This window comes from Lactiplantibacillus modestisalitolerans, from assembly GCF_005405425.1.
Lineage (GTDB): Bacteria > Bacillota > Bacilli > Lactobacillales > Lactobacillaceae > Lactiplantibacillus > Lactiplantibacillus modestisalitolerans.
On record NZ_BJEA01000011.1, the window covers coordinates 87,375 to 108,935 of the forward strand.

The 21,561-nt window shown below is 47.2% G+C and carries 18 protein-coding genes and 1 pseudogene; 4 read left to right on the top strand and 15 right to left on the bottom strand.

All coding sequences use genetic code 11. From position 1 onward, the window contains the following. Nucleotides 1-138 precede the first annotated feature (138 nt). From prfB to FFM79_RS07390, 5 genes are all read right to left on the bottom strand, one after another. A protein-coding gene (prfB, locus tag FFM79_RS07370) for a peptide chain release factor 2 (protein WP_137642832.1) occupies nucleotides 139-1,255 on the bottom strand; the annotation gives its coding sequence in 2 pieces (ribosomal slippage) (nucleotides 139-1,182 and nucleotides 1,184-1,255; 1,116 coding nt in all). A gap of 164 nt (nucleotides 1,256-1,419) precedes the next feature. Continuing rightward, nucleotides 1,420-3,786, bottom strand: a complete 2,367-nt coding sequence (gene secA / locus FFM79_RS07375; protein WP_137642833.1) for a preprotein translocase subunit SecA — start codon at nucleotides 3,784-3,786, stop codon at nucleotides 1,420-1,422. Between the two features lie 482 nt (nucleotides 3,787-4,268). After that, nucleotides 4,269-4,835: a ribosome hibernation-promoting factor, HPF/YfiA family gene (hpf, locus tag FFM79_RS07380; protein ID WP_137642834.1), complete on the bottom strand. Its 567-nt coding sequence runs from the start codon at nucleotides 4,833-4,835 to the stop codon at nucleotides 4,269-4,271. Nucleotides 4,836-4,966: 131 nt separating this feature from the next. Next, the gene (locus FFM79_RS12740; RefSeq protein ID WP_225424403.1) at nucleotides 4,967-5,362 is read right to left on the bottom strand and encodes a ComF family protein; all 396 of its coding nucleotides are present in this window, start codon (nucleotides 5,360-5,362) and stop codon (nucleotides 4,967-4,969) included. A gap of 208 nt (nucleotides 5,363-5,570) precedes the next feature. Continuing rightward, entirely contained in the window at nucleotides 5,571-6,923 is a 1,353-nt protein-coding gene (locus FFM79_RS07390) for an ATP-dependent helicase ComFA (protein WP_137642908.1), read from the bottom strand. A 67-nt stretch (nucleotides 6,924-6,990) separates the two neighbouring features. On the opposite strand from FFM79_RS07390, the gene FFM79_RS07395 reads away from it, so the two are divergent. Next, nucleotides 6,991-7,641: a YigZ family protein gene (locus FFM79_RS07395; protein ID WP_137642835.1), complete on the top strand. Its 651-nt coding sequence runs from the start codon at nucleotides 6,991-6,993 to the stop codon at nucleotides 7,639-7,641. Nucleotides 7,642-7,728: 87 nt separating this feature from the next. Here FFM79_RS07395 and FFM79_RS07400 read toward each other — a convergent pair whose 3' ends face one another. Continuing rightward, nucleotides 7,729-8,631, bottom strand: a complete 903-nt coding sequence (locus tag FFM79_RS07400) for a phosphate ABC transporter substrate-binding protein (RefSeq protein WP_137642836.1) — start codon at nucleotides 8,629-8,631, stop codon at nucleotides 7,729-7,731. A gap of 327 nt (nucleotides 8,632-8,958) precedes the next feature. On the opposite strand from FFM79_RS07400, the pseudogene FFM79_RS12750 reads away from it, so the two are divergent. Then, a pseudogene (locus tag FFM79_RS12750) lies at nucleotides 8,959-9,200 on the top strand (IS110 family RNA-guided transposase); the annotation flags it as partial. A gap of 23 nt (nucleotides 9,201-9,223) precedes the next feature. Here FFM79_RS12750 and FFM79_RS07405 read toward each other — a convergent pair. The 4 genes from FFM79_RS07405 to groES all read right to left on the bottom strand — a co-directional run bounded on the left by FFM79_RS07405 (nucleotide 9,224) and on the right by groES (nucleotide 14,702). Then, nucleotides 9,224-10,321 (bottom strand): glycosyltransferase family 4 protein, encoded by a 1,098-nt coding sequence (locus FFM79_RS07405; protein WP_137642837.1) that lies wholly within the window; start codon nucleotides 10,319-10,321, stop codon nucleotides 9,224-9,226. Between the two features lie 161 nt (nucleotides 10,322-10,482). Beyond that, nucleotides 10,483-12,318: a potassium transporter KimA gene (kimA, locus tag FFM79_RS07410; RefSeq protein WP_137642838.1), complete on the bottom strand. Its 1,836-nt coding sequence runs from the start codon at nucleotides 12,316-12,318 to the stop codon at nucleotides 10,483-10,485. 420 nt (nucleotides 12,319-12,738) lie between these two features. After that, the gene (gene groL / locus FFM79_RS07415; RefSeq protein WP_137642839.1) at nucleotides 12,739-14,364 is read right to left on the bottom strand and encodes a chaperonin GroEL; all 1,626 of its coding nucleotides are present in this window, start codon (nucleotides 14,362-14,364) and stop codon (nucleotides 12,739-12,741) included. Nucleotides 14,365-14,420: 56 nt separating this feature from the next. Beyond that, entirely contained in the window at nucleotides 14,421-14,702 is a 282-nt protein-coding gene (groES, locus tag FFM79_RS07420) for a co-chaperone GroES (RefSeq protein ID WP_137642840.1), read from the bottom strand. A gap of 188 nt (nucleotides 14,703-14,890) precedes the next feature. Here groES and FFM79_RS07425 point away from each other — a divergent pair, with 188 nt between their 5' ends. Then, nucleotides 14,891-15,529 carry a CPBP family intramembrane glutamic endopeptidase gene (locus FFM79_RS07425; protein WP_137642841.1) on the top strand — a complete coding sequence of 213 codons (639 nt, stop codon included), beginning with the start codon at nucleotides 14,891-14,893 and terminating at the stop codon, nucleotides 15,527-15,529. A gap of 71 nt (nucleotides 15,530-15,600) precedes the next feature. Here the strand turns inward: FFM79_RS07425 and FFM79_RS07430 are convergent, their stop codons facing one another. Beyond that, complete coding sequence (locus FFM79_RS07430; protein WP_137642842.1) at nucleotides 15,601-16,266, bottom strand: redox-sensing transcriptional repressor Rex; 666 nt, start codon at nucleotides 16,264-16,266, stop codon at nucleotides 15,601-15,603. Between the two features lie 168 nt (nucleotides 16,267-16,434). Between FFM79_RS07430 and FFM79_RS07435 the strand changes: the two genes are divergently transcribed. Beyond that, complete coding sequence (locus tag FFM79_RS07435; RefSeq protein ID WP_137642843.1) at nucleotides 16,435-18,420, top strand: ABC-F family ATP-binding cassette domain-containing protein; 1,986 nt, start codon at nucleotides 16,435-16,437, stop codon at nucleotides 18,418-18,420. Nucleotides 18,421-18,544: 124 nt separating this feature from the next. Here FFM79_RS07435 and tsaD read toward each other — a convergent pair whose 3' ends face one another. From tsaD to tsaB, 4 genes are read right to left on the bottom strand one after another with little or no spacing between them, the layout of a single operon-like run. After that, nucleotides 18,545-19,582: a tRNA (adenosine(37)-N6)-threonylcarbamoyltransferase complex transferase subunit TsaD gene (tsaD, locus tag FFM79_RS07440; protein ID WP_174795730.1), complete on the bottom strand. Its 1,038-nt coding sequence runs from the start codon at nucleotides 19,580-19,582 to the stop codon at nucleotides 18,545-18,547. Nucleotides 19,583-19,595: 13 nt separating this feature from the next. Beyond that, entirely contained in the window at nucleotides 19,596-20,045 is a 450-nt protein-coding gene (gene rimI, locus FFM79_RS07445) for a ribosomal protein S18-alanine N-acetyltransferase (protein WP_137642845.1), read from the bottom strand. Further along, a complete protein-coding gene (gene rimI / locus FFM79_RS07450) occupies nucleotides 20,038-20,616 on the bottom strand; it encodes a ribosomal protein S18-alanine N-acetyltransferase (RefSeq protein ID WP_137642846.1) in 579 nt (192 codons plus the stop codon). Before rimI (FFM79_RS07450) ends, rimI (FFM79_RS07445) begins: the two co-directional genes overlap by 8 nt. After that, nucleotides 20,600-21,325, bottom strand: a complete 726-nt coding sequence (tsaB, locus tag FFM79_RS07455) for a tRNA (adenosine(37)-N6)-threonylcarbamoyltransferase complex dimerization subunit type 1 TsaB (protein WP_137642847.1) — start codon at nucleotides 21,323-21,325, stop codon at nucleotides 20,600-20,602. The genes rimI (FFM79_RS07450) and tsaB overlap by 17 nt, the downstream gene beginning before the upstream one ends. Nucleotides 21,326-21,561: the final 236 nt, after the last annotated feature.

Sequence of the window (21,561 nt, forward strand, 5' to 3'; positions counted from 1 at the left end):
TTACCACTACAGACCAACGCCGTTTCTTCGCCCTAGCGGTTACAAACGATTTAGCAATGTTCGTTTATTATAAAATTAATGATAAAAATAATACTAAGCCAACGTTCCATCCGGGGCGCTAACTTAGTATTATTGTAATTATTGTGGATTTTTCTGTGCTAACCGCCATTGGAGGTAAGCATCCATGAATGGATCCAAGTCACCATCCATGACCGCCTGCCCGTCGTGGGATTCATAGTTCGTTCGGTGGTCCTTGACCATCGTATACGGGTGGAAAACATAGGAGCGAATTTGCGAGCCCCAACCAATCTCAAGTTGCTCCCCTTGAATGGCCGCCCGTTCCTTCGCCTTCTTTTCTTCTTCACGTTCGTATAACTTAGCCCGTAACATGTTTAACGCCGTCTGTCGGTTTTGTAACTGGGAACGCTGGGCCTGACTAGCCACAACGATTCCAGTTGGGACGTGCGTAATCCGAACGGCTGAAGACGTTTTGTTAACGTGCTGACCACCAGCACCGCTCGCACGGTAAACGTCAACTTTTAAATCTTCTGGACGAATATCGACGTCGACCGTGTCGTCTAATTCTGGCATGACGTCAACACTGGCAAACGACGTATGCCGCCGGCCAGCCGCGTCAAACGGTGAAATCCGTACAAGTCGGTGAACGCCCTTTTCGGAACGCAAATAACCATAAGCGTTATGCCCACTAATTAAAAGCGTCACGCTCTTGATTCCAGCTTCGTCTCCAGCTTGGTAATCCATGGTTTCCACTTTAAAATGATGGCTTTCCGCCCACCGCGTGTACATCCGTAGCAACATCGAACCCCAATCCTGCGATTCGGTTCCCCCGGCCCCCGGGTGGATTTCTAAGATGGCATTATTCCGATCATACGGGCCATCCAGTAATAAGTTTAACCGGTATTGCTGCAAATCATGCTGAGCCTGCGCAAAGTCAGTTTCAAAATCAGCCTGCATCTCCGCATCCGGTTCCTCATTTAAAAGCTCGTAGGCAACGGCCAAGTCCCCTACTTCGTCCGCCAACGTTTTAAACGCTTCAAACTTGCCTTTTAACGTATTCGTTTCATCAATGACGTGCTGTGCGTGCTCCTGGTCGTCCCAAAAACCGGGTTCGGCCATCCGGGCTTCGTTTTCTTGGATGCTTTCGTTCAACGCATCTAAGTCAAAGCGACCCCCTAAAGTCGGTAACCGCACGCTGCATGTCTTCAATCAGGTGTTTATATTCACTTAATTCCACAAAGCGCCCTTCTTTCAACTTATTTATTATAGATTTTATAATTAGTTAAAAACAAAACGTGGACTAACAGGTCGTCGTTGCTTGCCTCCGCACGCGCCAATCGCCTCTTAGTCCACCTTTGCCGGTTGCGTTTAACCGTTTCTTTTAACCAAATTTCACCGTTATTAACGTTGAATATTTTGACGAATTTCAGACTTCATAAATAATCGGGTCGTATCGTAATCGATGCTGGCAACCATTTCTTCGAACATTTGGTAACCATCCCGCTGATATTCAACTAACGGGTTCAACTGCCCGTAACCCCGCAGCCCAATTGATTGCCGCAACTGATCCATCGCGTCAATGTGATCCGTCCAGTGAGAATCAACCACGCGTAAAATAACGACCTTTTCAAACTCAAGCATTTGGCCTTCGTCGTAGAGTTGCTTAGCTTTTTCAGCGTAGACTTGGTCAACTCGCTTCATCAGGTAATCTTCAACTTCCGTAGCAGATTTACCTTGTAAGTCCTTTTTACTAATGGAATCTTCACGAACCATGGCTGACTGGGCAAAGTCCACGATGGCGTCTAAGTCCCAATTCTTGGCGTCGCTCCCTTGCATATGCAACTGAACAGTCCGTTCAACGGTCCGCTTAATCATTGGCATAATCACGGCTTTCAGCGACTTGTCTTCCATAATAACCTGTTGCCGTTCGCCGTAAATAACTTCCCGTTGCGCCCGCATAACGTCATCATATTGAAGCACGTTTTTCCGCGAATCGTAGTTATTCCCTTCGACCCGCTTTTGAGCCGATTCAACTTGACGCGTAATCATCCGCGATTGAATAACTGCATCGTCATCTTCGACTTTCATTCGTTGCAAGAAGTTCTTAATTCGTTCAGAACCGAACCGTAGCATCAAGTCATCTTCAAGCGACAAATAAAACTGTGACATCCCCGGATCACCTTGCCGGCCAGAACGGCCCCGCAGCTGGTTATCAATCCGGCGAGACTCGTGGCGTTCAGTCCCAATAACGGCTAACCCGCCAAGTTCCTTAACACCTGGTCCCAATTTAATATCGGTCCCCCGACCAGCCATGTTGGTCGCAATCGTAACGGCTCCGCGTTGACCCGCGTTCGCAACGATATCCGCTTCCTTCGCGTGGTTCTTCGCGTTTAAAACAACGTGCGGAATCCCGGCTTCATCTAAACGGTGTGACAAATATTCAGACGTTTCCACGGCCACGGTCCCAATCAGCATCGGCTGCCCCTTCTTGTAAAGGGCCTGAATTTCCTTAACAACCGCGTTAAACTTACTTTGCAACGTTGGGTATAACAAATCAGAACGGTCATCCCGAATCATTGGCCGGTTGGTTGGAATCGTAATAACTTCCATGTTGTAAATTTCACGGAATTCTTCTTGTTCCGTCTTAGCCGTCCCGGTCATCCCGGATAATTTCTTATACATCCGGAACAAATTTTGATATGTGATGTTGGCCATGGTCTTCGTTTCTTCTTGAATCTCGACGTGTTCCTTTGCTTCAATCGCTTGGTGTAACCCGTCAGAGAACCGCCGACCATCCATGATCCGCCCCGTAAAGGAATCAACGATTAACGCTTCACCATCCTGGATCACGTAATCCTTATCCTTTAACATGATGTAGTTCGCGCGCAACGCTTCGTCCAAGTAATGGTTTAAAGCCGTATTATCCGTATCATAAAGGTTCTTTAGGCCAAAGTACTTCTCAGCCTTACGAATCCCTTCATCGAGTAACGCAACCGTCTTGGATTCAAGGTCAACTTTATAATCCTCTTCCTTAGTCAGGGTCTTCGCAAACCGATCAGCCCGCTTATACATCCCGGTCGTACCTTCAGATTGACCAGAAATAATCAACGGGGTCCGGGCCTCATCAATTAAAATTGAGTCAACTTCATCGATGATGGCAAAGTTAAGCGGCCGCTGAACCATATCTTCGCGGTAAACAACCATGTTGTCCCGTAAGTAGTCAAACCCAATTTCACCGTTGGTCGAATAAGTAATGTCCGCGTTATAAGCCGCGCGTTTTTCTTCTGGTGATTTATCAGCACCGTTAATTCCGACACTCATTCCCAACCAGTGGTAAAGTTCACCCATTTCAGTCGCATCCCGCGCTGATAAGTATTCGTTAACCGTGACAACGTGTACCCCGTCACCCGAAAGTGCGTTTAAGTAAACGGGCATGGTCGCCGTTAAGGTTTTCCCTTCACCGGTTTTCATTTCGGCAATGTCGCCTTCGTGTAAAACAATTCCCCCTAAAATCTGGACGTGGAACGGGTAAAGTCCCAACACCCGCTTGGCTGCTTCACGCGCCGTAGCAAATGCTTCGGGAAGCAAATCATCAAGGGATTCGCCCTCCTTATATCGTTCTTGAAATTCCGGGGTCTTAGCTTTTAAGTCAGCATCGCTTAGCTTGGCATATTCGTCAGCGTAAGCTTCAACCCGATTAGCGGTCTTATCCAGGCGCCGAATAACCCGCTTGTCACTTTCAACCCAGCGTTTTAAAATGTTGGCCATTTACGTATCCTCTCCAAATAATTATTCTTAAGTAACGTTTAATTCGTCTATTTCAAAATAAAATACCAAGTGTAATTTTACCATCTTTTAAAGGTAATGAAAACTGCGCAACCCCGATGTAACCGATACCGTAACCTTTACTTAATAAAGAAAATCGTGCTTGCTAAGTCAACTTACAAAACCAAAGCCATCATTAACCATTATTTACCGGTTGGTAACCGCTGTTGAAGCCCCAAATCATAACTAACTAGGCCCGTTTCAATTACTATAATTTTATGTCATATGGGCATTGAGCTGCTAAAAAGATGCCAGTTGAGTTTTCAAAAAACTCATTATACTTGCCAGAATAAGTGGGCAAAGAGACTGTATTTAATTTTATAAATGTTCGGTCGAACCAGCTTCACCAATTGGTACAAAACTATTATTCAAGGATTCAAAAAAGGGACCGTGTTTTTCACGGCCCCTTCGTTAACTTATTGAATTTAGTGTTGATTATCGGTTTCAATTAAACCGTAACGACCATCGTTGCGCCGGTAGACGATGTTAATGGCATCCGTCTCAGCGTCTTCATAGATAAAGAAATCATGGCCCAGCATATCCATTTGCAGGATTGCTTCTTCATTATCCATTGGCTTTAACGCCACGCGCTTCGTACGTACAACGTCTAATTTATCGTCCTGATCATTATCTGCGGCAGCAATTGTTTCATCAGTTGCTGCAAAGTCAATCGCTTTATAGCCCTTTTCACGGGACTTGCGGTTAACCTTAGTTTTGTACTTGCGAATCTGGCGTTCGAGTTTATCGGTCACCAAATCAACGCTTGCATACATATCAGGAGAAGTTTCTTCTGCCCGGAGAACTAAATATGGAAGTGGAATTGTTACTTCGACTTTAGCAGTCTTATCTGGGTGAATCTTCAAGTTGACGTGCGCGGTTGAGTTCACCGCTTGGTCAAAGTACTTTTGTAGTTTACCCACCCTTTTTTGGACATAGTCCCGAATGGCTTGAGTCACTTCGATATTTTCACCGCGAATATTAAAATTTAGCATAGATCTTCTCTCCCTTCACACATTGCTGTGTACTCAAAGAGGTCAAAGGACCACTCTTTAACTCCTTTGCTTAATTTCATTATAATAGAAAGCGCTATAATAAACAATCCATATGGTACTTTTCATTATAATTAGCGCGTCAGGGTTAGCCCAACCACGGACTTGGCACCGCTTTCCAGTAGCAAGCTAGCCGCGCTTCGGAGGGTGCGACCCGTATCGTACTGATCATCCAACAGGAGTACCTTTTTCCCAACCAACGCTGAAAGGTCGCCGGTTAACCGAAAATGACGGGGGTGCGGTTGCGGGTCCTTTTTTTCGGCTAGGGCTAATTGAACCGGTCCCAATTCTGGTTGAAACCAGCCCGCCACTTGATGGTACCCCCGAATTTGCAGCGCTCGCGCCGTAACTGGAATTATTAACACTAAGTCGGCATGTATCCGCTCAACCGCGCACCCAAAAATGGTGCTAAAAACCGCGCGCAGGCGGTAATCCCCCTGACGCTTGTAGCGTTGCAAATAGGCTACCATTGCGTCATTCAAAGTAAACAACGCTCGGTTATGAAAATTTAGCGTGGGTCCCCAGCGTTGACAATCGGGACAAGGCTGGCGATTCAGCTGACTTCGGCCACACCCCGGGCAGGCCTGTTCATCAATCGGCATAAAGCTTTGCCAACAAGTCGAGCAAACCCGCGGGCGTGGTTGGATCTGCCAGCTCAACAGCCAAGCTAAACTTAATTTAGTCGCTAGCGGTCGCTGGCACAGTAGGCATTGCACGTCGTAGTCGCCGTCCTTTCTGATTAACCAATTTAATTTGGCGCTGGGCTGCTTTCAAGGGCCGGGAATGGCTCCCCGCTAACATCCAAACTAAGCCCGTCGGTCGATTCGCACTCCGGCCAACGCGGCCCGCGATTTGGACGAGCGCAGCGGTGGAAAAAACCGCGTCGTCGGCGCCCAGGACAATCACGTCAATTCCTGGAAAAGTAACGCCCCGTTCTAAAATCGTCGTGGTGATTAAATACTGAACTTGTTCAGCCCGCATTTGCTGAACCTTGGCTAACCGGTCGGGATCCGCCGCGTGCACGGTTAACCCCTTAAGTGCTGGTGCACAAGCCTTAAGCGCCGCCCACACAACTGAAAGTTGGGCCACGTGGGGCACGAATAATAAGAACCGTTGCCCAGTCTGGACGTAGCGTTGCAGTTGTTTTTGCAAGCAACGGGGAAGCTGACCGGCTTGCAATTGTTGCCGCCAACTAGGCGTTAGTTGCACCGTAATCGTTGGTAATAGGTGCTGGTGGTAACGCAACGGTAAGTAGCTAATGCTTAACTGCTGGCGCGCCACTTGGCGGAGCAAATCCTGACTAGGGGTAGCCGTCAAGTATAGTAGCGCCCCGCTCGGCTTCACGGCGTTATTCACCGCGTAAGCGAGCCGCGGATTGGCCGCAAAGGGAAAGGCGTCGACCTCATCAATGATCAGCACGTCAAACGCATGTCGAAACCGTAATAGCTGGTGGGTCGTACACACCGTCAATTGCCGGTAAACGTATGGTTCTGGTTCCCGACCGTGCAATAAGGCCAGCGGTTCATCCGCAAAGGCTGCCTGCAATCGCGGGGCCAATTCCAAACAAACGTCTACTCGCGGCGACGCGACCGCGACCCGGCGCCCCTGGGCAAGCGCCCAAGCAATTCCTGGAAACAGCATTTCTGTTTTTCCCGCCCCTGTGACTGCCCACAATAAGTGGCGACTCGCAGCCCCAAACCGCGCTTTAATCTCGGCCGCACAAGTCGCCTGCTGTGGCGTTAATTTTCCCTGCCACGTACAGCGCGAACGATTTGGAAAGTCATTTGGCTCCGGAATATGATAAAGTGAAGTAAGGGTACTCACGCGGCCGAGGTTGATACACTGGTAACAATAGTACTGTTGATCAGGTAATTGCGCCCATTCTGGGCGTAAAAGGCTCCCACACCGCAAGCACTGAATTCGCGCCCCCTGAACTTCGATTCCCGGCAGACAAATTGCAGTACCGGGTAAGTGTTGGGCCGTGCTTGCGTCTACGGGAATTTGACGGCCATAAAGGTCTTTTTCAGTAATCATTACCTCGCCTCCTTACCTACTAGTTACGTAAAATAAGATAATTTTCTCGAAAGGATTGGTTAGCTTGACAAAACCGTATTACACCATCACTGCTGATGGCACCTCCGAGCAGACCATCAAAAAGTCCCGCTTCATCGCCCACCTTTTTCGGATTCAAGATGAAACTGACGCTCAAAATAAATTGGCCGCGGTCCGGGCGGCAAACCCTAAAGCCAACCACAACTGCTTTGCTTACGTTCTCGGCGATGACGATCACGTGCAACGCATGAGTGATGATGGCGAGCCATCTGGAACAGCGGGGTCGCCAATTTTAGAAGTTCTCAAAACTAACGAGTTACACGACGTTCTCGCAGTGGTCACCCGTTATTTTGGGGGCATTAAATTGGGAGCTGGTGGACTCATCCGGGCTTACAACGGTACGCCCGCTCAAGCAATTGAGGCCATCGGCAAGGTTCAGCGCGTCCTCCAGACAAAACTCGCCGTAACCATTGATTATTCTCAACTGGACGCCCTAAACTACCACCTACAACAACACGCCATCACCACCCTATCAACCGATTACGGGGCCCAAGTCACGTTAAAAATCGCAGTTGATCAAGCTGCGTTGCCCACCGTTCAAACTGCCATTACCAACTTACTGAGTGGTCAAGTCAACTTTGAGGATCAGGGACAACAGTACAACGAAGTCCCAATAACCTCGCCCCATTCGCTGTAACCGGCCGTAGAAGCCATCATCAATGATTATTAACCCGAAAAAAAGGCACCCGGAATAGCTCCGAGTGCCTTGCTTATTAGTGCCAATTTATTTCATTTCAGTAATGTTACCAGATTGACTCCGGTCAACCTTCATCGAAGTCAACGGAATGTAACCTAATTTCTTAACTAGGCTCCCTTGAACACTGTCAGAAGTCATGTAAGTTAGGAAGTTCTTCACTTCTCCAGCTGGCTTACCCTTCGTATACATGTGTTCATAGGCCCAAACCTTCCACTTATTCGTCGCCACGTTTTCTTCAGTTGGTGCTACTTTATCAATTGATAAAGCTTGTAAATCAGACTTGACGTATGAGAACGCTAAGTAGCTGATTGCCCCTGGCGTGGTGCTAACAATTTTTTGTACCGTCCCGTTGGAATCTTGTTCTTGGCTGGTAGCGACCTTCGCGTTATCCAAAGCCCACTTTTCAAAAGTTGCACGGGTCCCACTACCTTGCGCCCGGTTGATAACGGTAATTTTTTCGTCCTTACCGCCAACTTCCTTCCAGTTCTTAATCTTTCCTTGGAAAATTTGCACGAGTTGTTCCTTAGAAACGTTGGTAACCCCAGCATCTTTGTTGACAACTGGCGCCATCCCAACAACGGCCACCTTATGATCAACGAGGCCCTTAGCATCGAGACCCTTTTGTTCTTCGGCAAATAAGTCGGAGTTCCCAATGTTAACAGAACCCTTAGCAACTTGGCTTAGACCGGCACCGGACCCACCACCTTGAACATTAATTGTAACTTTAGCATGTTCATCTTGATAAGCTTGCCCAGCTTGTTCAACTAATGGTTGTAAAGCGGTGGAACCCGTGGCAACAATTTTGGTTGCCTTAGCACTGCTACTACTGCTACTTGTGTTCTTGGTGCTCGTAGCTGAATTACTGCCACAACCTGCAAGTAAAATGGTCACTGTTAAGGCCAGCGCGCCAAGCGTTACTGCTTTTTTCATATTTGAAACTCCCCTTTTCCAAATTGATTCTCATAATAAAACAACCAACGTTGTCCAATCAAACGCGTCGTTCTGGGTAGGAAATACGCCGTCGTGATTTGAGCATGATCACCTTTTGATCAAAACAATTCATTGATTGTTCATGGAACACTTTTAATAATACGGGTAGTTTGTAAAAGGAACATGATGATTATGTAAATCCCTTGTATAGATTCGGTAAAGGCGATTTAGATCAACTTAAGCTGGTGTTGCCGAAAAAGGGCGTGTGCCAAAAGTCGGTTAGCCGTTAAGCGGAGCCAGCTGACTTTTAGCTATTTTCGGAGATACAAACGCGGTGATGCTTACGCTCGTAGCATTTTATTCTTTGCCGTTCGTAACATGATCCGCCAACAAAAAGCGGCTCCCAACCATATTGTTGATTATTATTACCAGTTAAAAAAGGACCTCATCCTAAACAGGATAAGGTCGCAGTGGTGGCCTGCATGAATAAGACCGTCAAATGTCTTTTATTCATGGTGAAAGCCAACCAATTGTATGATTACTCATGCCACGGACTCGCGGTCCATTAAGGTTCACACCTTATAATCTATTTTTAATAATTACTCTTAGATGTAAACCGGGCAACCGTTCGTTTAATCCAATTCAAGAATGGCTGGCGGTCATCGCCGGCTAAACCAATGGCTTCCACGAAGAGTTCTAGCCCTAACAGTAAGCCGATGGTTAACAGAATCGACCCCCAAATTGAAGAAATAGGATAAAGTAAGGAAATAAATGAGAAGATTAGCGCAATCCCATAAATAACCATCACCGTTTGCCGGTGCGTCAGCCCTAGCTGCATTAGCCGGTGATGCAAATGGTGTTTATCAGCCTGTGAAATGGGCTTTTTATTTAAAATTCGGCGAATCATGGCGTAGACGGTATCCGTGATTGGTACGCCCAGGATCATCACGGGAATCCCCACCGAGATCAACGTAACATTCTTTAAGCCAAACAGTGAGAAAACCGCCGTCATGAACCCAATAAACAGCGATCCGGTATCGCCTAAATAAATGCGTGCCGGGAAAAAGTTATACGGCAGGAAACCTAACATTGCCGCCACTAATGTAAAGATCAGTAATGAAACGAACGTATTCGCATTTAAAAAGAAGAGACCAATAATCCCCATCGTACTGAGCGATATAATCGACACCCCGGTTGCCAAGCCGTCTAAACCATCAATCAAATTAACCGCGTTGGTAATGGCTAAAATCCATAGTAGGGTTACCGGTAAGCTTAACCATTGAAAGTGAATTAACCCAATAAACGGAACCGTAAAGGTGGTCATCCGAATACCACCGATAAAGTAAACTTCTAACGCTGCTAACGTAATCCCCAGCATCTTCTGACGGGGTTTTAATTCATAAATATCGTCAATCACTCCGGTAGCAATAATGATTAACTCGCCACCTAGTAACGCGTAAAAGAGGCGGGTGGGAAACTGGTGCATTAAATATAAAACCACCGTGCCAAACGTATATGCTAAGAAAATGGCCAGCCCACCCATCGTCGGCATCGGAATCTTGTTAACCCGACGCCGGTTGGGTTTATCGACCGCCCCAATCTTAAACGCAAGCTTCCGCACAAACGGCGTCATTAATGCCGCGATGATCATGGTTGCCACGAGGCAAACTAATATTTCAAATCTAATCATTTGTGCGCAACTCCCTTTCAGCTATTACGATAATTATACAAATCTACCAGAACGTTGACAACTCACTTCAATGAAACTTAATGAAGCTAACACACTTCATTCACAATTAAACCATTAAAATACCCGAAAGGCGCGCCGTCCGCTGACAACGCGCCTGATAATTATTCTTTTAAATGGTAATTATAAGTTGAAACAATAATATTTTCCCGTGAGTTTAAAACGGCCCGTAACCGCAGACTCGTTTGGTTGTGCAAAATGTTTTGCCACGGTTTCTTTGGTACAAACTGCGGCACGAGGACGGTCGTCGAAAAATTCCGTTCCGCCGCCCGCTTGGCAATGACATCGCAGAACCGCAGGGTCGGTGTGGCGATTGACCGGTAGGAAGAATGAATATCCACAAACCGGACGTCCGGGAACGTTTCTTTAAATTCTGCCGCCGTTTTATGTTCTTTCTCAGGATTTTCATCAAAGGAAACGTGCATGGCAATGACGTAGTCCCCAATTGACCGGGCATAGTTAACCGCTTGCGCCGTCACCCGGGTCACGTTTGAAACTAACACAATTACCGTCGCACCGTCATAATTATGCAATGCAGCCTTTTCCTTGGCCACCACGCGGAGCTGGGCCGCCACGCGAATATAGTGGACATGAATCCGATAGAACATGTACAACAGTAGCGGCATCACGATTAGGTACGGCCAAACGTTGGCAAAGCGTAACGCAAACAGAATAATAACCAACACAACTGAAATTAAGGCCCCTAATAAGTTAACCGCTGCCTTGAGCCCCCACCAGCTACCGCGTTCGCGGAACCAGTGCACGATCATCCCTGACTGGGACAACGTAAACGGCACGAAAACCCCCACCGCGTATAACGGAATCAGGAGCGTCGTTTGCCCGTGGAAAATAATGATTAAAGCAATCGCACCAACGGCTAGGGAAATGATCCCATTCGAATAGCCCAGCCGATCACCACGGTCCATGTACGCGTGCGGCAAGAACTTATCTTTTGCCAGATTGTACGCCAAAATTGGAAACGCTGAAAACCCAGTGTTAGCTGCCACGGCTAAAATTAACGCCGTTGATAATTGGAGCAAATAATAAAAGAGACCATGGCCGAAAACGGCGGTCGCAATTTGAGATAACACGGTGTTCCCTGCTTGCGGTTGAACGCCTAAATAATAGCTTAAGTAAGTAATCCCACCGAAGAAAACGGCTAAAACAAGCGACATGATTGCTAGCGTATTCGCCGCATTCTTGCGCTTAGGCCGTCTGAAATTTGGGACCGCGTTACTAATTGCTTCAACCCCGGTCAGTGACGAAGACCCGGATGAAAATGCCCGTAAGAACAGAACGAGCGTCATCCCTTGGACGGGCGCTCCAACGGCCGCGGAAGCGTGATAGTCCAGATTGCCGCTTGCAATGTTCATCACGCCCCAGAAAATCATCCCAATAATCATGATGATGAAAAAATAAACTGGCAACGTTAAAAATGACGCCGATTCGCGCATTCCGCGCAAATTAAGCCCCATAATCGCAATCACGATTAAGACGGCAATTAAAACTTGGTAGTGGGCTAAGGCTGGGATCGCCGCCGTAATTGCTTCGGTTCCGGAAGTCACCGAAACCGCAACCGTCAGCATATAATCCACGAGTAACGATCCACCGGCAACTAATCCGGCTGGCCGCCCCCAGTTAGTACTAGCAACGACGTAGGCGCCACCCCCAGATGGGTAGGCTTTAATGATTTGGCGATACGACATCGTAATCGCAAACAACAGGACCAGAACTAAGGCCGCAACGTATAACTGATACATTAACGCCGCCGCTGATAACGTAATCAGGACGGTCGTAATTTGTTCAGTCCCGTATGCCACTGACGACAGCGCATCTGACGAAAGCAGCGCCAGGGCCTTGAACTTGGTGAGCGCTTGCCCACCCTCATCCATGGTTTTTAACGGTTTCCCAATGACCAACCGCTTTAAATAACGCCACATGATAATAACTCCTTTGTATGCAAAATAATTACTTTCAAGAAAGCTAAACCAAACTAGATTCTACTACTTTAAATTCGTGAATACTATCTGGTTATGACGAAATCACACCTCAATCGGCGCATGTTTTTTACTGACAGTTAATCTTAACGCCCCACCACGGACAAATCAATACCTTCATTCTAAATTATTCGGCATCACCTGGCACTCAAAGTCACTCTTATTTTTGGTCACCTTAACAATGGCCCTTCCAAAGTAGCTCTGTACCAATTGGGATTAATCTTGCCGTCAGCAGATCAACACCAAATATCATCGACCCAAAAGTTAGTTGGGAGCTGCTACGCCCACCAAAAAAGCCCGTCCCTATTAATTAGGAACGAGCTTTAATGTTAAATTCAATTAAATAGATTAAGCCTGGTTAGCTTACATCATGCCGCCCATACCTGGGTTTGGCGCAGCTGGCGCAGCAGCCTTTTCAGGTTCAGGCTTTTCAGCAACAACGGCTTCAGTCGTTAATAATAAGGCTGAAACGGATGCGGCGTTTTGTAAAGCAGAACGGGTAACCTTGGTAGGATCCACGATTCCGGCTTCAATCATGTCAACCCATTCGTCAGTTGCGGCGTTAAAACCAATCCCTGGCTTTTGTTCCTTCAACTTTTCAACGATAACTGAGCCTTCTAAGCCCGCGTTTTCGGCGATTTGACGAACTGGTTCTTCCAAGGCGCGCTTAACGATGTTAATCCCAGTTTGAACGTCACCAGTTTCCTTCAAGGCTTCAACGTCTTTGATCACGTTGATCAAGGCCGTACCACCACCAGGAACGAAACCTTCTTCAACGGCCGCACGGGTCGCGTTTAAGGCGTCTTCAATCCGGTACTTACGTTCTTTCAATTCGGTTTCAGTAGCGGCACCGACACGAACAACGGCAACCCCACCGGCCAACTTAGCTAAACGTTCTTGTAACTTTTCTTTGTCAAAGTCAGAAGTCGTTTCGCTAATTTGGTTCCGAATAAATTCAACCCGTTCAGCGATGGCATCCTTGGAGCCAGCGCCTTCAACGATGGTCGTGTTATCCTTCGTAACCGTAACCTTGTTTGCTTGACCTAATTGATCAATCGTCGTGTCCTTCAAGTCTAAGCCAAGGTCGTCCGTAATAACGGTCCCACCAGTTAAGATCGCAATATCTTGTAATTGTTCCTTACGCCGATCACCAAAACCGGGTGCCTTAACAGCGACAACGTTGAACGTCCCACGCATCTTGTTTAAGACAAGGGTTGGTAAGGCTTCACCTGAAATGTCATCGGCAATGATCAACAATGGCTTGCCTTGTTCAACGATGGATTGTAACAATGGTAAGATATCTTGAATGTTAGAAATCTTCTTATCCGTAATTAAAATGTAAGGGTTGTCGAGGTCGGCTTCCATCTTATCATTATCAGTAACCATGTACTGTGATAAGTAACCACGATCGAACTGCATCCCTTCAACAACGTCTAAGCTGGTATCAACCCCACGGGATTCTTCAATGGTAATAACACCATCGTGGCCAACCTTTTCCATTGCTTCAGCAATTAACTTACCAGTCTCTTGGCTTGCTGAAGAAATTGAAGCGATTTGGGCAATATCATCTTGGGACTTAACCGTGTGTGACATCCCATGTAAGGAGTCAACGGCCGTCTTCGTTGCTTCTTCAATCCCACGCCGAATTCCAACTGGGTTAGCACCGGCCGTAACGTTCTTCATTCCTTCAGTAACGATGGATTGTGTTAAAACGGTCGCAGTAGTCGTCCCATCACCGGCGATGTCGTTGGTTTTCGAAGCAACTTCGGAAACTAACTTAGCACCCATGTTTTCAAAGTGGTCGTCTAAATCGATCGCCTTAGCAATGGTAACCCCATCATTTGTGATGGTTGGTGAACCATATGATTGTTCCAAAACGACGTTGCGACCCTTAGGCCCTAACGTTGACTTAACCGTGTCAGCTAATTTGTCGACACCTTTCAGCATTGCTGAACGTGCATCTTCTGAGAACTTTAATTCTTTAGCCATTATTACTTTTCACCTCATAATTAGATTTGTTTAAAATATTTGCGGGATTATCCGGATTAGTCTTCGACTGCGACGATATCCTTTTCATGTAGCACGAGGTACTTAGCGCCGTCATACTTAACTTCCGTACCAGCGTACTTGTCAAACAATACTTGATCGCCGACTTTCACGCTTGGCGCAACCTTCGTCCCGTTGTCCAAAACACGACCGTCGTTAACGGCAACAACTTTACCGCTTTGTGGCTTTTCCTTAGCGTTATTGGCAATAACGATACCGCCAATCGTTTGTTCTTCTTCTTGTTGTTGCAAGATAACGCGATCTCCCAATGGTTTTAACACGTGAATCCCTCCATTTATTCTTTTTTAGCACTCATAAACCTCAAGTGCTAATCACAAATTCAACTATAATCATTTTCATTCTAGAATGCAAGTGATTTGTCAATTATTAGTCAAAGAATGTCAAATCGACTATAATGGGACTACTTAAGTTATTTTGACCCAAAATCTACCTCAAAGGACGTGAGTTGATGGCTAATCGCCGCCAATCGCTGATTATTCTAATCGTTTACTTTATTATTTATGCCCTGCCAACCATCCTCGTTGCCAGTTTTCGGCAGTTAGGTGACCAGGTCTTCATCATCCAAACGCTGGACTACTTGATTGGGGCCCTACTATTGATTTGGTTAGCCACCCGGATGAAGGAAAAAAATCCGCTGGAACGCAAGCAGGCCACTTGGCTGACCACGCTTTTCTGGGGACTCATCGGAACCATCTTAGTAATTGTTGGTCAGGCCCTTATTTTACAGGTCACCCAATTACTCGGCCAGTCAACGGCCTCCCAGAACACGACGACCTTACTAACCGTTGGCCGCCAGTACCCGTTCTTCTTTGCAGCGGTCATCTTAGGCGCCCCCATCATGGAAGAAATCGTCTTTCGGAAAGTGATTTTTGGAAACTTAGTCCCCGTAACTGGTGCCATTGGCGCTGCCTTGATTTCAAGTATCTTCTTCAGCTTTGCGCACGCCGACGGACACTTTTTCTTGTACGCGTTTATCGGCCTACTCTTTTGCTGGCTATACCAGCGGACGGGCCGGATCCAAACGTCAGCAATTGCCCACGTTTTAATGAACGCGCTTGTGATCGTGCCGAGTTTACTCGGCCATTAACCCCTGCAAAACATTTGATTAGCCTGCTGACTAAAAACAAAAAGTGCCCGGACTTCTGCCCAGGCACTTTTTTAAGCTTCGCTATCGTCGTCAGAACCACCTAGTTGTTCACCGTAGTGTTCGATAAAGTAGATCAAAGTTTGTAATTCGTTAGTCAAGTCAACGTTTTGGACCCGCACCGTCTCCGGTACCGAAATCCGCAACGGCGTAAAGTTCATGATTCCCTTCACGTTAGCGTCAACTAATTCATCAGTAATATTTTGAACAACCGACGTTGGCACCGTCAAAATGGCGATCTCGATTTGTTGTTCCATCAGTTGCTTCTTCAATTCAGTCATTGGATAAACTGGTACACCGCTTTGTACCGTATTAGCAATCGCCTCGTTGACATCAAATGCAGCCGAAATCCGCACGTTACTATTCTTGTGAAAGTTAAAGTTTAATAACGCATGACCCAGATTCCCAACACCAATCAATGCGACGTTCGTCAGTGTATCCTGATTCAAGATTTTCTTGAAAAAGGATAGCAGCTTTTCAACGTCGTAACCGTAGCCCCGTTTACCTAGGGCCCCAAAGTACGAAAAGTCCCGGCGAATCGTTGCGGAATCCACCTTCACTGCTTCGGACAATTCGGTTGACGACACCCGCTTCTTGTCTGCATCTAATAAAATATTCAAATAGCGGTAATAAATCGGCAACCGTTTCGCCGTAGCCCGTGGAATTTTTGTTTCTGCCATTCGGACGCTCCTCCTAATCAAAAGTTTGTGAATTTGCTGACACTATTCTAGCATACTACGCTACTTTGTGAAATAATAATTACTTATTATTCCATATTACTAGGGTGAACCGTGACAATATGCTACAATTGTGTGGCGAATTGAAATGTGAAAGGAGCTTAAAAAAGCGTGATTTTACTACAAGTACAGCAAGTTATGCGGCGTTTTGGTGCCAATGTCTTGTTCGAAAACGTACAAATGGATATCCAAGAACATGCCCGGGTTGCCTTAGTCGGTCGCAACGGTGCTGGAAAATCAACCCTCCTCAAAATGATTGCCGGTGAAACCGTCCCTGATGAAGGTCAAATCTCGATGCGGAAAGGGCTTACAATTGGCTACCTTGCTCAAGACCAAGGACTTGACAGTCGTAACACGATTTGGGAAGAAATGAGCAGTGTTTTTGCTGAATTACATACGCTCGAAGATCGCATGCACAGCTTGGAACACCAGTTAAGTGATCCAGAAACGATTGCCGACCAAGAAGCTTATCAACAGACTTTGAAAACTTATGATCAAGTGCAAACGGAATTTCAACAAAAGAATGGTTATGGTTACCAGGCGGAAATTCGGGGCGTGTTGCACGGTTTTCAATTTGATGCCGACGTTTACGATAAATCCGTCACCGAACTATCCGGTGGTCAAAAAACGCAATTGGCCTTAGCCAAGTTGCTGCTCGAAAAACGCGACCTATTGATTCTGGACGAACCAACGAACCACTTGGACGTTGAAACGCTAACCTGGCTTGAAAGTTATTTGCAGTCGTATAGCGGTGCCCTACTAATTGTTAGCCACGACCGCTACTTCCTCGACCGGGTCGTTAACGAAGTCTACGATCTATCCCACCACGAGATGGTTCACTATACCGGAAATTACGACCAATTTGTCCAGAAGAAAGCTGCTCGGATTCAAGCTCAGTGGAAGCACTACGAAAAACAGCAGGCGGAAATTAGTAAATTAGAAGATTTTGTCAACCGCAACATTGTGCGCGCGTCGACGACTAAACGAGCTCAGGCCCGGCGGAAGCAGTTAGCTAAGATGGACCGGCTAGACCGACCAGACGGTGATGAAAAGACGGCCCACTTCGGCTTTCACGCCGCTAAACAAAGTGGTAACATCGTCCTCACCGTTAAGGACGCCGCCGTCGGTTATCAGGACCGGATCTTATCCGAACCCGATAATTTAAACGTTAAAAAACACGAGGCCATCGCAATTGTCGGTCCGAACGGAATTGGTAAATCGACCTTATTGAAAAGTATTTTAGGCAAGATTCCGTTCATTAAGGGTCAAGCAACGTTCGGAACCAACGTCGTGACCGGCTATTACGACCAGGAGCAACGGAACTTGCACGACCGTAAAACGGTGCTCAGTGAACTCTGGGACGAACATCCGACGACGCCCGAAAAGGATATTCGGACGATTTTAGGAAGCTTCCTCTTTACTGGCGAAGACGTTGATAAGCCAATTCACGCCCTATCCGGGGGTGAACGGGCCCGGTTGTTATTAACGAAGTTAGCGATGCAAAACAATAACTTCTTAATTTTAGACGAACCGACAAACCATTTGGACATTGACAGTCGTGAAGTCCTAGAAGTTGCGCTAAACGATTTTGATGGCACCATCTTATTCGTTTCGCATGACCGGTATTTCATTAATCAGGTTGCAACTAGCGTAGTTGAACTAACGCCGGAAGGTACCGAATTATTCTTAGGCGATTACGACTATTATATGGATAAAAAACAGGAACAGGCCGAAATCGCGGAAGCTGCGGCTAGCGAAGCCGCTGAACAGGAAGCCGCAGCTAATCCAGAGGCGCCCGAAAGTGCAGCCAGTGCCGCACCAAAGTCTAAGGGCCAGCAGGATTATCAGGCCAGCAAGCAACAACAACGCCAAAAGCGCAAGCTTGAACGCTCGGTCGCTGCGCTGGAAGAACGGATCGGTGAACTGGAAACGCAGGCCGACGAAATCCAGCAGCAAATGGTTCAACCGGACAACTTAGCCGACGCGGATAAGTTACAGGATTTACAAAAACAGTTAGACGCGGTCAACGAAGCCCACGATCAGACTGAAAATGACTGGATGGCGCAGGCCGAAGAATTGGAAAATTTGGCTGATTAGCGACCGAAACTAGTACTATAAAGCCAACCTAAATAGGACGCATCACCATTTTCAGGTGACGCGTCCTATTTAGGTTCGCAACGAATTGAAACGTCCTACCAATTCGCCAATTTTGCTTGCTAACTTATTTGACCATTCCCGGCATCCAATCAAATTCCAAACTCGGGTCCGCGTTTAAGCTGGCATCCCCAAATTGATGGTGCTGGTACTGAACATACCCCGCCGCACCAATCATGGCGCCGTTATCGCCACATAGCTTCAACGGTGCCAGTAAGAGCTCCGTATTAGGGAACGCGGTTGGGAGGTCTTTTTGCAACCGTTCCCGTAATCCCTGATTAGCCGCCACGCCACCGGCTAACACCAGTTGTTTAACTGGGTACTGCTCTAAAACCCGGTGAGTTTTGCTAACCAAAACGTCCACCACGCTGGCCTGAAAACTGGCCGCTAAATCATTCTTATCAAGAGTCGCGCCAATTTGATCCGCGTGGTGCACCGTATTGATAAAGGCACTCTTTAGCCCACTGAAACTAAAGTCAAAGTTATCTTCATCAATCATTGCCCGGGGGAAATTAAAGGTATCGATTCCCGCGTGGGCCATTTGATCAATTTCTTTCCCCGCAGGATACGACACGCCTAGCACCCGCCCAATTTTATCGTAGGCTTCGCCCGCTGCGTCGTCACGCGTTTCACCGATAATTTCAAACTGACCGTCAGCTTGCATGTAAACTAACTCCGTATGCCCACCAGAAACTAATAGGGCCATTAGCGGAAACTCAAACGGCTTCACAAACCGAGCCGCATAAATGTGCCCCGCCATGTGGTTAACTGGAATTAGCGGTAAGTGATGGGCGTACGCCACGACCTTCGCCGCGTTGACACCCACTAATAACGCCCCAACTAAACCGGGCCCGTACGTCACTGCTACGGCATCTAAATCATCGTAAGTAACGTTGGCTTCTTCCAATGCCGACTCAATACAAATCGTGATTTGTTCAATGTGGTGGCGACTGGCAACTTCCGGTACGACACCACCAAAGCGCTTGTGACTATTAATCTGTGTGGCAATCACGTTGGATAAAATCTGATGACCATCCGCAACTACGGCCACACTTGTTTCATCACAGCTCGATTCAAACGCTAAAATTAAATTCTGCTTTTTCACCAGGTACCATCCTTCAATCTAAAGTTCGTCGCATCAGCCAAGCATCCTCGGCTGGATGTTGATAATAATTTCGCCGCGTTGCGTAACGCGTAAATCCACAACGTTGATAAAGCGCTTGGGCCGCACCATTGCTTGCGCGAACTTCCAAAAAAACCTGACTGGGGCGTGCTAACGTTGCCAGCCAAGTCTGAATTAGCCAGGTCGCGTGACCCCGGTGCTGCGCAAACGGTGCAACCGCTACGTTGGTAATTTCCGCTTCATCTAAGACAATTGAACTACTAATAAAGCCGACGGGTTGGGCGTCCGCCCACAGCAACTCATAACGCGCTGTCGGTAACGCCCAATCACGCTCAAAAGTCGCAAATTGCCACGGGGCTCCCGCTGGGTAGGCCGCCGCGGCAAGCTTATAACACCGCTGCAAGTCAGCGGCCGTGGTGACCAATGTTAACCGCCGTTCAGTCATTCGCCATTACCGGCAACCGGTACGTCATATCAATTGCATCCTCGTGGTCGCCAAAGTAGTAGCGCTTCTTAATGCCCGACTTTTCAAACCCAAGTTCTAAGTATAATTGTTGCGCGTCAACGTTACTGTAACGTACTTCTAACGTTACCGTTCGATAAGCTAATCGCTGGGCGCGTTTAATCATTTCCCGCATTAAAAAGTGCCCCAAACCGCGCCCCTGAAATTCAGGGTGGACGGCAATATTCGTGATGTGGGCGTCTTGACGTCGATCGTCAAAGGCACAGCCACAAAACGCAACCAGCCGGTCTTCGTGCCGCATAACGACGTAGAAGCGCCCACTTTGCCGGCGTAGTTCGGTCTTAAAGGCGTTCTCGTCCCACGGCGTTTTCCCGGCATATACGGCGCGTTCGATGGCTAACATTTCCGGTACGTCCGTAATGAGGGCGCGGGAAAAATAATAACCGGTCGCCCCCACTTGAACAATGTGTTGGTCAATCGTCATCACCTGCTGACGGTGCTGGTCATGGTTCGTTGTTAATTTATGAAAATATTCCTTAAATTTTCTCAACATAGGGCGCATGATCCTTTTCTGGGTGCTTGGCTTGCCAATCGTGCTCGGCTTGCGTTAAGCGTAAGTAGTTCGGCACGAAAGCGTGCAAGTTGGCCACGGGAGTCGCCGTTTGTCCGAGCAAGCCTAACACACCGGCCTGTGGTAAATCTAACTGTGGCCGTGCTCGAATTAAGCGATCTCCCAGCGCAGCCCGCAGCGGTTCAACGTACTTTTGTACATCCGTTCCAATCAAAACAATCGGTTCATTATAAGTAGCTAATTTTGCCGCCCACTTAGCAACGCTAACGTGCTGATCTTCAATAACAGCAACCGGCCGTTGATTTTGAATCCGGTACAGGCCAGCAAAAGCATTATCCCGCCGCGCATCGAACAACGGCGCCACGAGCTGGCCTTCCGTAACAACGTTGGCGGCCAACGCGGCTAAACTCGAAATACCAACGAGTTCCTTATTAAGAGTGAACGCTAGCGTTTTGGCAGTCGTCACCCCAATCCGGAGCCCGGTATAAGAACCGGGTCCCGCGGCAACGACGATTCGATCGAGGTCGGTCGGTTCTAACCCCGATTGGGTCATCGCACGTTCAACGATTGGAAGTAGCGTACTACTATGATTACGACCAACGTTAGTCGTTGTGGTGGCTAAAATTTGTTGATCGGCCAAAACTGCCACGCTTAACGGTCGATTCGAAGTATCAATTGCCAACAACTTCATATTTTTGAAAACTCCTCACTTTGAATTACTTCACATATCTTATCATAATTTGCTTACTTTGAAAGGATTGAGTTTAGCACGATTAAATCCCGCTAAAACCGCGAGCAAATTAACTTTTCCTGGTACCACTTTTGTCGTGCTGAGCGGCTAATGTAATTTTTTTCGCCGTCTTCTTTACACAACCTATACACAGACTTCACCTTTCCTTGCCTTCACATTTACATTCCCTTGTTATG

Coding starts and splice junctions, on each gene's coding strand:
- kimA (WP_137642838.1), bottom strand. CDS start 12,318: ATGTGGCGTTATTTAAAGCGGTTGGTCATTGGGAAACCGTTAAAAACC.
- hpf (WP_137642834.1), bottom strand. CDS start 4,835: ATGCTAAATTTTAATATTCGCGGTGAAAATATCGAAGTGACTCAAGCC.
- secA (WP_137642833.1), bottom strand. CDS start 3,786: ATGGCCAACATTTTAAAACGCTGGGTTGAAAGTGACAAGCGGGTTATT.
- rimI (WP_137642845.1), bottom strand. CDS start 20,045: ATGACTGAACGGCGGTTAACATTGGTCACCACGGCCGCTGACTTGCAG.
- FFM79_RS07430 (WP_137642842.1), bottom strand. CDS start 16,266: ATGGCAGAAACAAAAATTCCACGGGCTACGGCGAAACGGTTGCCGATT.
- FFM79_RS07405 (WP_137642837.1), bottom strand. CDS start 10,321: ATGATTAGATTTGAAATATTAGTTTGCCTCGTGGCAACCATGATCATC.
- tsaB (WP_137642847.1), bottom strand. CDS start 21,325: ATGAAGTTGTTGGCAATTGATACTTCGAATCGACCGTTAAGCGTGGCA.
- groL (WP_137642839.1), bottom strand. CDS start 14,364: ATGGCTAAAGAATTAAAGTTCTCAGAAGATGCACGTTCAGCAATGCTG.
- FFM79_RS12740 (WP_225424403.1), bottom strand. CDS start 5,362: ATGGTAGCCTATTTGCAACGCTACAAGCGTCAGGGGGATTACCGCCTG.
- FFM79_RS07425 (WP_137642841.1), top strand. CDS start 14,891: ATGGCTAATCGCCGCCAATCGCTGATTATTCTAATCGTTTACTTTATT.
- FFM79_RS07400 (WP_137642836.1), bottom strand. CDS start 8,631: ATGAAAAAAGCAGTAACGCTTGGCGCGCTGGCCTTAACAGTGACCATT.
- rimI (WP_137642846.1), bottom strand. CDS start 20,616: ATGTTGAGAAAATTTAAGGAATATTTTCATAAATTAACAACGAACCAT.